The 14602-nt window shown below is 43.8% G+C and carries 16 protein-coding genes; 9 read left to right on the top strand and 7 right to left on the bottom strand.

Annotation, left to right across the window (positions count from 1 at the left end):
* The first annotated feature begins 100 nt into the window (after positions 1-100).
* From recA to PHR02_RS02535, 4 genes are read left to right on the top strand one after another with little or no spacing between them, the layout of a single operon-like run.
* Positions 101-1138: a recombinase RecA gene (recA, locus tag PHR02_RS02550; protein ID WP_299988547.1), complete on the top strand. Its 1038-nt coding sequence runs from the start codon at positions 101-103 to the stop codon at positions 1136-1138.
* Positions 1135-2403 carry a phosphopyruvate hydratase gene (gene eno, locus PHR02_RS02545; RefSeq protein ID WP_299988492.1) on the top strand — a complete coding sequence of 423 codons (1269 nt, stop codon included), beginning with the start codon at positions 1135-1137 and terminating at the stop codon, positions 2401-2403. Before recA ends, eno begins: the two co-directional genes overlap by 4 nt.
* Positions 2403-2684 (top strand): hypothetical protein, encoded by a 282-nt coding sequence (locus PHR02_RS02540; protein ID WP_299988490.1) that lies wholly within the window; start codon positions 2403-2405, stop codon positions 2682-2684. The genes eno and PHR02_RS02540 overlap by 1 nt, the downstream gene beginning before the upstream one ends.
* A gap of 14 nt (positions 2685-2698) precedes the next feature.
* On the top strand, positions 2699-3304 hold the full coding sequence (locus tag PHR02_RS02535; RefSeq protein ID WP_299988488.1) for an AMIN domain-containing protein: 606 nt from the start codon (positions 2699-2701) through the stop codon (positions 3302-3304).
* Positions 3305-3346: 42 nt separating this feature from the next.
* Here the strand turns inward: PHR02_RS02535 and tpx are convergent, their stop codons facing one another.
* From tpx to PHR02_RS02500, 7 genes are all read right to left on the bottom strand, one after another.
* The gene (gene tpx, locus PHR02_RS02530) at positions 3347-3850 is read right to left on the bottom strand and encodes a thiol peroxidase (protein ID WP_299988485.1); all 504 of its coding nucleotides are present in this window, start codon (positions 3848-3850) and stop codon (positions 3347-3349) included.
* A gap of 103 nt (positions 3851-3953) precedes the next feature.
* Entirely contained in the window at positions 3954-4931 is a 978-nt protein-coding gene (tsaD, locus tag PHR02_RS02525) for a tRNA (adenosine(37)-N6)-threonylcarbamoyltransferase complex transferase subunit TsaD (protein ID WP_299988545.1), read from the bottom strand.
* Positions 4928-5458 (bottom strand): alpha/beta hydrolase, encoded by a 531-nt coding sequence (locus tag PHR02_RS02520; protein WP_299988483.1) that lies wholly within the window; start codon positions 5456-5458, stop codon positions 4928-4930. Before PHR02_RS02520 ends, tsaD begins: the two co-directional genes overlap by 4 nt.
* A complete protein-coding gene (gene dxr / locus PHR02_RS02515; protein ID WP_299988480.1) occupies positions 5452-6528 on the bottom strand; it encodes a 1-deoxy-D-xylulose-5-phosphate reductoisomerase in 1077 nt (358 codons plus the stop codon). The genes PHR02_RS02520 and dxr overlap by 7 nt, the downstream gene beginning before the upstream one ends.
* The gene (locus PHR02_RS02510) at positions 6525-7283 is read right to left on the bottom strand and encodes a phosphatidate cytidylyltransferase (RefSeq protein WP_299988477.1); all 759 of its coding nucleotides are present in this window, start codon (positions 7281-7283) and stop codon (positions 6525-6527) included. The genes dxr and PHR02_RS02510 overlap by 4 nt, the downstream gene beginning before the upstream one ends.
* Before the next feature lie 45 nt (positions 7284-7328).
* Positions 7329-7634: a hypothetical protein gene (locus tag PHR02_RS02505; RefSeq protein WP_299988474.1), complete on the bottom strand. Its 306-nt coding sequence runs from the start codon at positions 7632-7634 to the stop codon at positions 7329-7331.
* A gap of 24 nt (positions 7635-7658) precedes the next feature.
* Positions 7659-8981 carry an NFACT RNA binding domain-containing protein gene (locus PHR02_RS02500; protein WP_299988471.1) on the bottom strand — a complete coding sequence of 441 codons (1323 nt, stop codon included), beginning with the start codon at positions 8979-8981 and terminating at the stop codon, positions 7659-7661.
* Between the two features lie 66 nt (positions 8982-9047).
* Here PHR02_RS02500 and PHR02_RS02495 point away from each other — a divergent pair, with 66 nt between their 5' ends.
* The 5 genes from PHR02_RS02495 to PHR02_RS02475 are packed head-to-tail and all read left to right on the top strand — an operon-like array spanning position 9048 to position 14594.
* Complete coding sequence (locus tag PHR02_RS02495) at positions 9048-10619, top strand: methyl-accepting chemotaxis protein (protein WP_299988468.1); 1572 nt, start codon at positions 9048-9050, stop codon at positions 10617-10619.
* 56 nt (positions 10620-10675) lie between these two features.
* On the top strand, positions 10676-10933 hold the full coding sequence (locus tag PHR02_RS02490) for a hypothetical protein (protein ID WP_299988466.1): 258 nt from the start codon (positions 10676-10678) through the stop codon (positions 10931-10933).
* Positions 10879-12687: a TonB-dependent receptor gene (locus PHR02_RS02485; protein WP_299988463.1), complete on the top strand. Its 1809-nt coding sequence runs from the start codon at positions 10879-10881 to the stop codon at positions 12685-12687. The genes PHR02_RS02490 and PHR02_RS02485 overlap by 55 nt, the downstream gene beginning before the upstream one ends.
* The gene (locus PHR02_RS02480) at positions 12687-13247 is read left to right on the top strand and encodes a hypothetical protein (protein WP_299988461.1); all 561 of its coding nucleotides are present in this window, start codon (positions 12687-12689) and stop codon (positions 13245-13247) included. Before PHR02_RS02485 ends, PHR02_RS02480 begins: the two co-directional genes overlap by 1 nt.
* Positions 13248-14594, top strand: a complete 1347-nt coding sequence (locus PHR02_RS02475) for a cobyric acid synthase (protein WP_299988458.1) — start codon at positions 13248-13250, stop codon at positions 14592-14594.
* Positions 14595-14602: the final 8 nt, after the last annotated feature.

Below are 14602 nucleotides of genomic sequence, written 5' to 3'. Positions count from 1 at the left end.
ATTATTAATATTGCAATTTGTCATATATTTTAAATATATTTCAATTTGTCATATTATGACGTAATTTTAAAACATATTAGTCTCAGGAGAGCACAGCATGATGGATCCAAATAAACTTAAATCGCTTGAACTCGCGATGAAGCAAATCGATAAAACGTTCGGAAAAGGGACGTTGATGCGTCTTGGGGACAAAGAGATTGAACCTATTAATTCCATCAGTACAGGTTCTATCGGTTTAGACTTAGCCCTTGGAATCGGTGGAATACCCGAAGGGCGCGTGATCGAAATCTATGGCCCTGAGAGTTCGGGGAAAACAACCCTCAGTCTTCAAATTACTGCCGAATGTCAAAAAAACGGCGGGATTTGTGCCTTTATCGATGCGGAACACGCTCTCGACATCGGATACGCTAAAAATCTTGGTGTCGATGTCGAGAATCTTTTGGTTTCTCAACCCGATTACGGCGAGCAAGCACTCGATATCGTTGAAACGATTGTTCGTAGTGGAGCCGTTGATTTGATCGTTATCGACTCGGTTGCGGCGTTGACCCCGAAAGTGGAGATCGAAGGGGAGATGAATGACCAACAAGTGGGTGTTCAAGCTCGTTTGATGTCAAAAGCATTGCGCAAGCTCACCGGTATCATGCACAAAATGAACTGTACGATTATCTTTATCAACCAAATTCGTATGAAAATCGGTACGATGGGATACGGTTCACCGGAGACAACTACCGGTGGAAATGCGCTGAAATTTTACGCATCGGTTCGTATCGATGTCCGTAAAATCGCTACTCTCAAACAAGGTGAGAGCCAAATCGGGAATCGCGTTAAAGCAAAAGTAATTAAAAATAAAGTGGCACCACCGTTTCGTCAAGCAGAATTTGATATCATGTTCGGTGAGGGTATCTCCAAAGAGGGGGAACTCGTTGACTACGGTGTTAAGCTTGATATTATTGATAAAAGCGGTGCTTGGTTTAGTTTCGAGGATACGAAACTCGGACAAGGGCGTGAAAACGTTAAGCAAAAGTTTAAAGATGAGCCAGAGTTAGCTCGTAAAGTGGAAGAAAAAATTAAAGCGGCGATGGGTGTCTCAGGCATCATTGCTATGGATGAATCTGATATAGGTGAGGTAGACGAATGATTTTTATTGATGAAGTAAGTGCAATCGAAGTGATGGATTCTCGCGGGAATCCAACCGTAAAAGCAACCGTACAGTTGAGCGATGGAACAAGAGAAAGTGCTATCGTACCAAGTGGAGCTAGTACCGGTAAGCGCGAAGCGTTGGAATTGCGTGATGGCGATGCTCGTTACATGGGCAAAGGGGTTCTTAAAGCAGTGGAACACGTTAATACCGATATCGCTGATGCGATTATGGGACTTAGCCCCTTTAACCAGGCGATGGTTGATGCAGTTATGAAAGAACTTGATGGTACTGAAAATTACGGTAATCTCGGAGCAAATGCTGTTTTAGGTGTTTCAATGGCAGTTGCGCGTGCAGCGGCAAAAAGTCTTGGCATCCCATTGTACCGTTACCTTGGCGGTGCAAACGCAATGGTTCTTCCTGTTCCGATGCTCAACATCATCAATGGTGGAAGCCACGCGGACAACAGCGTTGATTTCCAAGAGTACATGATTATGCCTATTGGATTTACCGATTTTTCTGAAGGTCTACGAGCATCAGCAGAGGTGTATCACAACCTTAAAAAAATTCTCAAAGATCGCGGAGCTAACACGGCCCTCGGTGATGAAGGGGGATTTGCTCCCGATTTGAGTTCAAACGAAGAACCGATCCAAGTGATTATGGAAGCGATTGCTAAAGCGGGATACAAAGCAGGTGAACAAATTGCTATAGCACTTGATGTTGCGGCATCAGAACTCGTAACCGAGGGTGGTTATAAACTCGATTCTGAAAATCGTACCGTTACCTCTGAGCAATTGGTCGATTATTACGCGGATCTTTGTTCTAAATATCCTATCGTATCAATCGAAGATGGTTTGAGTGAAGATGACTGGGCTGGCTGGAAAATACTTACAGAGCGTTTAGGTTCAAAAGTACAACTCGTCGGAGACGATTTATTTGTAACCAATGCCAATATTTTGGCAGAAGGGATTGAAAAAGGTATTGCAAACGCAATTTTGATCAAACCAAACCAAATCGGATCAGTATCCGAAACGATGCTGACCGTTCGTCTAGCACAACGCAATGGGTACAAATGCGTTATGTCTCACCGTTCCGGCGAGAGTGAAGATGCCTTTATCGCTGATTTTGCCGTTGCACTTAACTGTGGTGAGATCAAAACAGGCTCAACCGCACGGGGGGAACGTACTGCTAAATACAACCGTTTGTTAGAGATTGAAACGGAAGTTATGTACGGCGAATATTTAGGGAGAGCCCTCTTTAACTAATGCAAAATGATGAGCAGTTTCTGAATGAAGAGCAAGAGAGTCTTAGCGAAAAATATTTTGGACTCTCTACCAAAAAATTTCTCCTTGCTTCAGGAATCGTTCTTATAGTAGGGGTTTACATGGGATTCATTTTTTTTGGAAACAACTCACTCAGTGTTCTTCTTGATCTTGAAGAGCACCAAAACTACTTGGTTGAAGACATCGAAAGACTTAAAGCTGAAAATGCTACGCTACAAAAGCAGTATTTTGAACTTAAAGAGCTTGATTCTGACTCGCAATAAGGATGGAAAATATATTGAAGCACTCATTTTTTCTCTCTCTGTTGCTCTTGGCCCCTCTTCTGGCTCGTGAAAACCCTTTTTTTAGTACCAATGAAACAAAAAGAGTAACCTCAAATACCATTGAGTTAAAACCTCAAATGGAAAATATTCATTATAAATTACCCGATCAAGCCCGTATTTTAAAAGAAGTTACATTTACGATCCAAAATGTGGACGGAAGTATTGAAAATCTTAAAATACCTATTGATCAAAGCATTGACTGGCACCGCCCGATAGTGCTTTCACAGTCATCAACGCTCCGTTCACCTACATCAGCAAATAATTCCTCTTCTGTCAATTTTGGTTTTATTCGCTTTGATGTAAAAGGTAAAATTCTCACTATTAAAACATCTGATCCTCTTATTCGCCATTTTGTTTTAAGTGACCCAAATCGTATCGTCCTTGACTTTAAACGTGACAGCGACTTGAAAACCGAAGACAAACAGTTAAACGCAGGTCCTTATAAAATGATACGGATGGGAAACCACGGGAAATTTGTACGTGCTACCATTACACTTGATGGACGTTACAGCTATGCTCTAAATAAAATGAATGGTTTGATTAGTATTACGTGTAAATAAAAGAGTGAAGAGAGAAGGTTTCCCCTATGGGGAAAGTAGAACTTATGCTACTGCAGCTAACGCGGCGTCGTAGTTTGGCTCTTCAGTGATTTCAGGAACGATCTCTTTATACGTTACAACACCCTCTTCGTTTACTGCAAAGATTGCGCGACATGTTACACCTGCAAGAACAGAACCGCCAAGTAATACACCATAAGCGTTTGCAAAATCTTTGTTACGGAAATCTGAACATACTGTCAAATTATCAATACCTTCTGCTTGGCAAAAACGGCCCGCTGCAAACGGAAGATCAAGAGATACGATTGTAGTAATTACATCGGTAAGACCAGCAGCTTTTGCATTGAAATTACGAGTTTCAGTTGCACATACACCTGTATCGAGTGATGGAACAACGATGATAAGTTGTTTTTTACCTTGAGCGCCGCCTACTTTTACATCACCAAGACCTGCTGAATTTACAACTGTAATTTCAGGTGCTTTATCACCTACATTTACAGTGTTTCCTAAAAGTTCTACGTCAGTACCTTTGAATTTAGTCGTTGCCATATTGGCTCCTTCTTTTTGGTTTATTTATTTGATGCGGGAAGTATATTTTAAATCGGATAATTTGACTCTGAATTATGAAAGAGATGTTTTGGTTTAAGGTTTACTACAGTTTACAACGGGGGTTTACCGATATATTATTATAAGGCTGTAGTTCCCCCTTAGTGTACGCTTCGATTCCTGCACGCCCAATCATGGCTGCATTATCTGAACAAAATTTTAGTTCAGCAAGTAAAAGTTCTACTTTATACGTAGCAAGTATTTTCGTAACACTATTTCTCAAGTAAAGATTTGCACTGGCTCCACCGACAATAGCGAAACGCTTAGGAGGATGAGATTTGAAATACTTTTTGAGTTTTTGGATCAGATGCTCGGTCGCTGTATACTGAAATGCGCTCGCGATGTCGGGATAAGCGGATGGCTCGTTCGCTTCTACCGCTAAACGTACCTGATTTTTTAGCCCTGAATAACTAAACGCGATGAGGGGTGATTGCCAGAGCGGAACGGTAAAGGTAAATTTGGTCGCATCACCACTCTTCGCTAAGTGTTCAATCAACGGCCCACCCGGATAGCCTAGATGCATCATTTTGGCTACTTTGTCGAAACTCTCTCCGTAGCTGTCATCCATCGTGGTGGCTACTGTCTCCATCTCGGTGTACGATTTAACTTCGATAAGTTGTGTATGACCGCCCGAAACGAGTAATACGGTTATGGGGAGAACCGCTTCTTTCTCGATAAAGAGAGAATAGATATGCCCTTTGAGGTGATTGATCGGGAGGATTGGGATGCTTAGAGTAATACTAAGTGCTTTTGCCATCGTAACCCCCTCGATAAGTGTCACACCTAGCCCCGGCTCATTCGTGACGGCAATGGCTTTTAGCTCTCCAAACCACGGTTCACACTCCGCTAAAATACTAGGTAACGCTTCGGCGTGGAGACGGCTGGCGAGTTCTGGGACGACACCACCATAGACGGAATGTTCTAACTCTTGGGAAATCTTTTTGTGATAGATGAGTTTTTTTGTTGCTATTTCGGTGATAGCGATTGAACTATCGTCGCAACTGCTTTCAATACTGAGGATCATTGCAATACCCACTCTTTGACAAATGGCCATTCGCCGAACCCTGAAGAGGTATTAATGTGTCCCCCCTCCTCAATCACTCTCATCTCTACACCCAAAGCCTTTTGAAGCTCTAAGGCCTCTTCTGTGCTCATATAGGGGTCATTCGTCGATGTGACCAACAATACCTCTTCGGCAAAAAGATTTTTAGGCGCTTCGAGAGGAAAAAAGGTTTTAAGGGTCTCTATACTACACGTCAGATGAGGAGGGGCGACGAGTAATAGCCGTTTGATGGGGGATATTTCCCCATCATTGCAGAGATGAAACCATGCGATATTTGCCAACGAATGGCAGATGACGACGTCGGGGACAAAATCGGCAAGAATCGATTTTATCTGCTTCATCCACCGATTTTTACTCGGGAAATGTGGATTGTCCAAAAGGGGGAAACTAACCGTACCGTAATCTTTGGCAATCTCTCCTGCTAACCAAGCTTGCCAGTGGGGATCATCGCTTCCACCCCATCCGTGTAGCATTAGAACTTTTAACATCTGATCCCTCGTACAAATGAGCGAACTTCTGTATCAAGAGCAAAAATAGCCTCGATCGATTCAGGTGGATTACTAAAATGCTCATACGCACGGAGAATCAGCGTAGAGATATCGATAAAGCGAATCTCGCCAGCAACAAAACGCTCAATCGCTACTTCATTTGCCGCATTGACGATGACACCGCGTGCAGGGTTAGCGAGCAAATCATTTTTGATCTCCCACACGGAATAGCGCTCTTTCTCGATCTCTCTAAATTCGAGGGCACCGATACGGGTCAGATCGATTCGATCCACAATAGGGATATCCACTTTTCCCATAAGGGCATAGGCGATAGGGAGGCGCATATCGGCATGGGCGAAGTGTGCGGTCGTAGAACCGTCAGTGTAATCGATAAGAGCATGGATCAGTGATTTGGTCTCGATCAGGGCATCGTATTCCCCCTCACCAAAAAGCCAGCGGGCTTCGAGAAGTTCAAAGAGTTTGTTCACCATCGAGGCACTGTCAATGGTGATTTTCTGTCCCATAGACCAGTTGGGGTGTTTGAGTGCATCAGCTAAGGTAGCGGAAGAGAGTTTCTCTAGAGGCCAATCCCTAAAAGCACCTCCGCTTGCGGTGATCACCATGCGGCTGATCGGACGAGGAATTTGGTTGAGATACCACAATCCGAAATGTTCACTGTCAATCGGGATAATGGCGGAGGTATCGACGAATGCACCACCGACGACCAATGATTCTTTGTTAGCAAGGGCTAGTTTTTTACCGCATTCGAGGGCTTTGAGGGTGGGACGAAAGCCGGCAAAACCGACGAGAGCATTGACGACATGTTGCGAGGAGGAGGATTCAATAGCGTCAAGGATCGCCGATTCACCGAAGCGAACATGGGGGTGGTTGACACGGGGACAATCTATCTCATCCATCACAACGACACGTTTTGGAGAATATTTTTGGATTTGTTGGTTGAGAAGATCGATATTACGTCCCGCAACGAGCGTATCGACACTAAGATCAAACTGCTCAGCAATATTGAGGGCATTGACTCCGATCGAACCGGTGGAGCCCAGTAGGATCAAACAAGACCCCGAAGAAGAACTAGCATAATAATAGAAGCAAAAAGATACCCATCAATACGATCCAATATGCCGCCATGCCCGGGAAGAATCGTACCACTGTCTTTTACCCCTGCTTGACGCTTCAGATAACTTTCAAATAAATCTCCAAAAACTGCGCCGATTGCCCCTGCCATAGAGATAATGATGGCTTGGGTAATATCAACGATCGTGATACCGATAAAAAATCCTGCACCCGTTGCAACAGCAATACCGCCATAAACCCCTTCTCGGGTTTTGCTCGGACTGGAAAGACTAAAAGGAGTTTTACCGATACTGCGTCCCACCACATATGCTCCCACATCAGCAGACGCGACGACAACAAGGAGCCATAACATCGCCACCATTCCGTATTCTTGATACATACTGAGCATAAAGAGCATCCCTGCCGTCGGATAAATAAAAGGGAGGAAGTTTTTAGGGGGAATATTTTGAGTGTAGGCTACTGCAGCAGCAAAAATCAGCCCTGCAATAACAAATAAATCTTCGCCATACGGATACAGCGCTGCAGCAAGCCAAAGTATCGCTGCATAAGCATATAAAGAGTTATTGTTGATTCCGAATAATCGTGTTGCTTCATGAAATGCGAGTAAATAAACGACACCCATCACAGACCACATAAGCCAGAAATTGTTAATAAGCCCGACAATCAAAACGCCGATGACAAGAAAGACGGCAGTAACAATACGCTCTTGTGTTGAATTTTTTGCAGTTTGCATAGTTTGGTTAACCAATGGTGTTAAAATTTCGCGATTATACCGAAATTACACTTTAATATCTAAAATATGCAACGGTTCTGGAGGAACCTCAGATTCAGTTCCCGCTTCTTTTTTTTCGGGATGCCGTTCTTCTTGTTCAGCTTGTTCTTTGGTATGTTCACGATCTGGATCAACGCCATGATTTTTCTCCATAGGACGAACCTCTTCGATCTCTTTTTTCGCTTCTTGGGAAGCGGTTGCCGCCGCAAGAGCCTGAAGTTCAAAACGATTCAACAAAGCGGTTTTCTCACTAGCTACCGTTGCCATTTGCTGATTAACGTAAATCGTATTGCCGATGGGACCGATTGCCATAGCGCTATCCTTTTGAAGTTATCTCTATTTTTCTATGCTGATTGTTTTAAAATTCGTATAAAGGACATTTGCTCCCTCTTGAATTTTCACCTCTCTACGGGGAGTATAATCGACCAAATAAGACCCTTTTTGAAATACCGAAAAATCGACACACAGTTTCGCTGCCGCTTCGAGAAGTCGCTCAGGTAGCTGCTGTTTATCGGTACTGATCACGACATGGGCGGAAGGGCGATCTTTAAGGTGCATCCAAATGTCTTTGGCTTTCGCATTTTTGAGTAATTCAATATTCCCTTTTTCACTTTTACCCAAAGAAACTTTTACCCCCTCGATCCAAAATTCAGCGATAGAATCAGAAGTTTTGAGTTTTGACTTAGGTGTTTTAGCGGGAAATAAAAGTGCTATCTCCTCAGGAGATGTTGCTTCGGATACCGTCTGGATAAAAAGTTCCAAATGACGAACTTTAGCCTCGAGGTTAGCTCTTTCTTGATGTAGTCCAATCGCTTTTTGCTTTGCTTTTTTAGAACGTTTAAAAAAACTCTCAGCACACCCAGAGGCACTATTACAGCCGTTTGGGAGGTCTAAACGTATCATTGTCCCGTCAAAATCAGAGACTTCAACGCTCTTTTCGTACGGTTTTATACTCTCCAAATTTGCCAACACCAAATGCCCGCCATTTTGAGCTTTTTGAGACTCTTCCATCAGTGTTGATTCACTCTCAAGTGCATCCAAATGCTTTTGGAGCGTCGCTAAACGTTTGTGTAAAAGTGATTTTTTCTCATTTTTAAGCCGCTCAAGTCGATCATAGTTACGACTGCGAAACTCTTCGAGCAAAAATCCTCTTACATCTTCTAGCGGGTAATGCTGTGGTTCATATAGAGGCTTGGGGATCTCTCCTAATTTTTGACCTACACGAACACTGCGGGTTGAAACCTCATCATCGATATGACGGAGTGCCTCTAAAACAATTTCATCTTTGTCCATGATAATCACATTCGTATGTTTACCGGTAAATTCAAACTGTAAAAGGGTAGTTTCAGATTTGTATGAACCGCTGGTACTGACGCTAAGGCGGATAATTTTATCGTGATTGTAAAGTTCAACATGCTGTAGGGTTGAACGGTTAAACCTCTTAGCAAGCAAGATATCAAATGGCGCTTGATAGATTTTCCCTCGGTTGGCTACTTCTCCGATGCTGATCGTCGAATTTCCCCGCTGCATCTCAAAATTCCAGCTATTATCACGATCGAAAATTAGGCGTATCCCTGTATCGTCATAACGGTACGCAGCAACAATATGGGTGAAATGTTCCATGTACTTTGTAATTTGTTCTAAATAAGAAAACCTCATATTTTACCTTCGCTTTAGAAAAAGAGAACTACAATGACAGAATCTAACCGCTAACGGATATTAACTATGAATCTTTTTAACACGATCAAAGCTAAGTTTATTGTCAATCTTGTGGCAGCTATAGGTGCCATCCTCGTAAGTGTGATTGTAGCATACTTCATTGCTACCAGTTCGATTAAAGCCATTATGATCAACGACCTTAGTACCGTTGCCGACTCACTTGAACAAACGGTCAACTATATCTCTGAAATTGATCCTAAAGCCTATGAAGACAACCGTTTTAAAACTGATATCTTCAAAATCAAAATCGGTGAGAGTGGCTATGTCTATTTTGTCGATACCGAGGGGGTATTTCGGATTCATCACAAAGATGAAGGGAAAGAGATGGCAGGGCACGATTATATCGATGAAATTCGCTCCCATAAAGAAGGCGGTGTCTATGAATACGTTTCCGCCTCTACCGGCCAAGAAAAAATAGCTGCGTATCGCTATATCCCAAAATGGGATATGTGGGTTGTTCCTGGACTCAACAAAGCCGATTATGTCGATGAGCTAACCTCCAGTTTTTTCAAATGGTTTATGATTTTAGGAACCGTTCTTACTGCCCTTTTGGTCGCTATCAACTATTTTTCAGGCAGCAGCATCCTCCGTCCTATCGAAGAGCTAGATCTTGTTTCCAGTGATTTAGCGCACGGCAACGGAGACCTCACCAAACGTCTTCCGATTCTGAATAAAAATGATGAAATCGGTATAGCAAGTAATTATCTCAACCGTTTTATCGAAAAAATACAAAGTACGATTAACGACACCAAGCAAATCACCTCTTCTGCAGTAGGCTCTACATCAACGCTTAATAAGGCAGCGACGAATCTCGCAAACCAATCGGAAAAAACGAACACTATCGCTCAAAATACCAATACAACCGCTGCTGAAATAGGAGCGACTTTGGAGCAAAGCGTCAATATGGCTAAAAATACCCTCAAAAATAGCCTCTCTACCGAAAAAGAGTTGGGGAGTGTACGTGAAATCGCCAATGTCATTACCCGTGAAATTCACAGTACCACCCAAATGAGCAATGAGCTCGTCGAACGTTTTGCTCAACTCTCCTCAGATGCTGCCAGTGTTAGCGGTGTACTTAGTATTATCTCCGATATCGCGGACCAAACGAATTTGCTCGCACTTAATGCCGCGATCGAAGCTGCACGCGCGGGTGAACACGGTCGTGGATTTGCCGTTGTTGCTGATGAAGTACGCAAGCTCGCAGAGCGTACGCAAAAGAGCCTCACCGAAATTAACTCAACCATCTCTATCGTCATTCAGTCGATCTCCGATTCTTCAGACATGATGAGTACCAATAGTGAAAATATCGAACGTCTCGCGGAGCGAAGCGAAGAGATCGATGTTAAAATCGATTCAGCTTCAAATGCACTGCGCTCTAATGTTGATGCGAGTCAACAAAGTGTTCAAGAAGCTGAAAATATGGCACTTAAAATCAATCAAATCATTAGTAAAGTTTCCGAGATGTCCAGCCTCTCTCAAAGCAATCAAGAAGAGATCAAACAAATTTCTCACATTGCCGCTGAACTCTACAATGCCGCAACCAACTTGAATACTCAATTGGGTCAATTCAAATCCTAAAAAAGTCCCTCTCCTCTTTTTCGCTATAATTCGCAAAAATTTTGGGGAGGATAGTGATGCGTTCACCATGCGGGTTTGGTAAGAATTATTTTTCACTTGTCGCTATCCAAGCGTATGCTTCAGAGGTACGTCTCCTCCAAAATATTACCCGTATTGAGCTCGTTGCTCCGGTTTGTCCTATCTACATCTATTCGGCTGTTTCTCCCCCTAAGAGTGTCCTGCTCTCATTCATTATTACGATTATTAATCAAGGACACTCATGTTTAAACAGACCTTATCACTCGTCGCATCCGCGACACTCGTTGCCTCATTAGAGGCTAATACGCTCACCCTCGAACCTATCGTTATCTCCGCTTCTAAAACTGAACAATCGCTCAAAGATGTCACCGCTAACGTCGATGTTATAACCTCTGATGAACTCGAGGAGAGACATATAACCTCGGTTATTGATGCACTCAAAACCCTCAGCAATATTCCGATAGCACAAAACGGAGGGGTAGGGAGTCAAAGTTCCTTTTTTCTTCGGGGATTCAGCTCTGAAAACGCTGTTGTGTTAGTAGACGGTATCCGCTACAACGATCCGACCACCCCCAAAGGGCAAGCACAGTTAGAGCAACTTATGGTCAATGATATTGAACGTATTGAAATCATAAAAGGGGCGCAAAGCGGTGTTTGGGGAGCGAATGCCGTCGCCGGTGTGATCAATATCATCACTAAAAAAGCAACCGAAAAACTACGCATAGGTGCGACAGCTGAATACGGCAGTTATGCAACCACCAAACTAGGGGCTAACATCTCCCAAAGAGTCAATGCGTTATCGTACTATTTCGGGGCGAATCAGATCCGAACCAACGGCTTCTCTTCGAGTACACCCAAAGGGAAAAGTCCAGACGACTATGAAGCGGACGGTTATAAAAATGAGACACTAAACGCTAAACTCAGCTACGATGTGACCCCATCCGATACCCTCAATGCCCAACTCCATTTTATCGATGCTTTTACTCAGTACGATGCCTACGCTCAACCTAACAGTGAAGCCAATGAGATCCATCAGATCAATCGTTTGGGAAGTATCGGTTACGTCCATCGTTTTAACCTAGAAGATTCACTCAGCGCGACATACAATATCTCCAGTTTCGATAAAAAAGACCCCCTCGGTTATACCACAGCGTTTAAGGGGAGACATAAAGAGGGGACACTTCAAGCGAGCTATCACTATGCGCCAAACTCCTTTTTGGTCATAGGGGGAAATGCTCTCTATTCCAAAGATACGATCAGCTCAAAAGAGCTCGATTCCAAAGGGGTATTTCTAACGAATACGAACCGTTTGGATAACCTAATCGTAACCGAATCTATTCGCCATGATACGTATGATATGTTTAGGGACAAAACAACCGGTAAGATCGGTGCTAAATACAATTTTACGGACGAAGTCTCTTTTAGCACGAATTACGGAACCGCGTATCGTGTGCCCTCACTGTATGAGATTATGAATATCCATCCCGATATTACTGCGCTCAATGCGGAAACGACCAAAAGTTTTGATGCGACGATGCAGTATAAACATCTAAGTTTCACCTACTATAATAATCTCGTCGATAATCTCATCGGGTATGTTTCTGATCCAGTTATGTGGTGGATCGGGGGATACACACAAGTTGAGGGGAAATCACGTTTTGAGGGGTATGAGCTCTCGTATAAAAACACGATCGCAAGCAATATAGTGTTGGATCTCGGATATAACCATCTTTGGGCTAAAAATCAAAACAATCAAGAGATTCAACGACGCGCAAAAGATACCTTCCGAAGTGCACTGGATTATTACGGATTTTCCAAATGGCAGTTAGGACTCAATGCACACTACATCGGAACACGCTATGATGATCTTGCCCAAACAAAACAAACAGGACGTTATACCCTATGGGGAGCGGTCGTGAATTATGATGCGACCGAGAGTCTCAGTTTTTATCTTAAGGGAGACAATTTGAGCGATAAACTTTATCAAGAAGTTGACGGATACGGAACTGCCGGACGCAGTTTCTATGTCGGGTTAAACGCACGATTTTAATGAAACTATTATTTCGCCCTTATCTGCGCTACAAATTTTTCAACGCACTCTTCACCGGTATGGTGGGGGGATCGGTCTTTACGATCTATGCAACCCTTAGCCCCTCGACATTTTCAGTTGGAGGGATACTGCTTGCACTGGGGATGATGGGGATGGCATATGTATATCACCGACTGATGAATCTCCGCACGTTTTTCCGATTTACATTGGCAACGGAGCTTATCATGCTTCTTATGGTGGGATATTATCTGCTGTTTTCCACCCATATCATGAGTGCTTTGGTCATTTACGTCGCCTATCAGTTCTCTTTTATCTTCGGAGGGTATTTGGTACGAGCCGAAACCCATTTCGCCCGCCATGCACGGGTGATGGGGTGGATCGATGTCGCCAAACAGCAAGGCTCTCTGGCAGGGTTGGCTCTCTCGTACGGATTTTACAAACTCATAGAGCATTACGGTATCACTAAAGCCGCAGAACAAGTCTATGATTTGCATTTTGTATTGTTCGCGCTGGAATGCTTGATTATCGTTGCGTTGCTTCGCGCGTTTAGGAAAAAATAGATGAACTCCCTCTCTATTTTCGGCACCTCTTCCGATGCGGGGAAATCGACCCTTACGTTTGTGATCGGAAAACTCCTCCAAGAGCGGGGGGTCAGCGTCGGGGTGTTCAAAGCCCAAAACGTCTCCAACAACTCCCATGTCTGCGACGACGGCTCTGAAATCGCCATCGCCCAGTATTTTCAAGCCGAAGTGTTAAGTATCCCGACGAGTTATCATCTCAACCCCGTGTTGCTTAAATCGGGGCACGGGAATAGCGCCTCGCTGATCGTAAAGGGGCACGTTGTGGAAGATAAAGAGGTGCGGGAGTATTACCGTGATCTGGATCTGCTGAAACCTGCTGTGGATGAGTGCTTTGAGTATCTGAGCGAACGTTATGAGTGCGTTATCTGTGAGGGGGCGGGGAGTCCCGTCGAGCTGAACCTGATGGAGAAAGACCTCTCCAATATCTACATTGCCGAAACATATAGTACGAAGATTATCCTCGTCGCCGACATCGAACGCGGAGGGGTTTTCGCCTCGATCTGGGGGGTCTATAATCTCCTCCCCGAAAAGCTGCGCGAAAATGTCATCGGGGTGATCGTCAACAAATTTCGCGGAGATCGAAGCTTATTTGATGATGGGGTGCGTATTATCGAAGAGCGCTTCGGTATTCCCGTCCTCGGAGTCCTCCCCTATACCCCGCTCAACCTCGGATTCGAAGACTCCCAAAGCCTCAAAAATTTCGTCCAAAACAAACCTAACCCCTCACAAAAAATCGGGATCATCAATTATCCCACGATGAGCAACTATAACGATTTCGAACCTCTTATCGCCGATGAGACAATCGCAGTCGAGTTTATCACCACTAACATCGCGTTAGAAAGTTTCGATCTCGTTATCCTCCCCGGAAGCAAGCGGGTGATCGAGGATTTGCGATGGCTCAAGCAAGTGGGACTCTTCGATACCCTCCAAATGAGGACAAAAGAGATTCTGGGAATTTGCGGCGGGTATCAGATGATGTTTGAAACCATCATCGATGAGGGGTGTGTCGAAACCTCAGAACCGAGTCGTGAAGAAGCCCTCGGATTTATCGATGATGTGATCGTATTTCAGCGGGATAAAGTGCTCAAAAAAGGGAAATATGAGATCTTTGGCCGCGCGATAAACGGGTTTGAAATCCATCACGGAGTGAGTGAAAAATATCCACTATCGTATGAAAAAGGTCATATCAAAGGGACATTCGTTCATGGTCTCTTCGATGATGAAGTCTTTGAACGGTATAAGAAAAAAACGATTGAGGTATTTATGGAGACGATGAGAGGCGAGATCGATGTGGAGCGTGTGATTGAGAGTATAAACGCGGTATAATAAACAAC

Source organism: Sulfuricurvum sp., from assembly GCF_028688295.1.
Classification (GTDB): Bacteria; Campylobacterota; Campylobacteria; order Campylobacterales; family Sulfurimonadaceae; genus Sulfuricurvum.
This window is presented reverse-complemented; position numbering and strand designations above follow the sequence as displayed.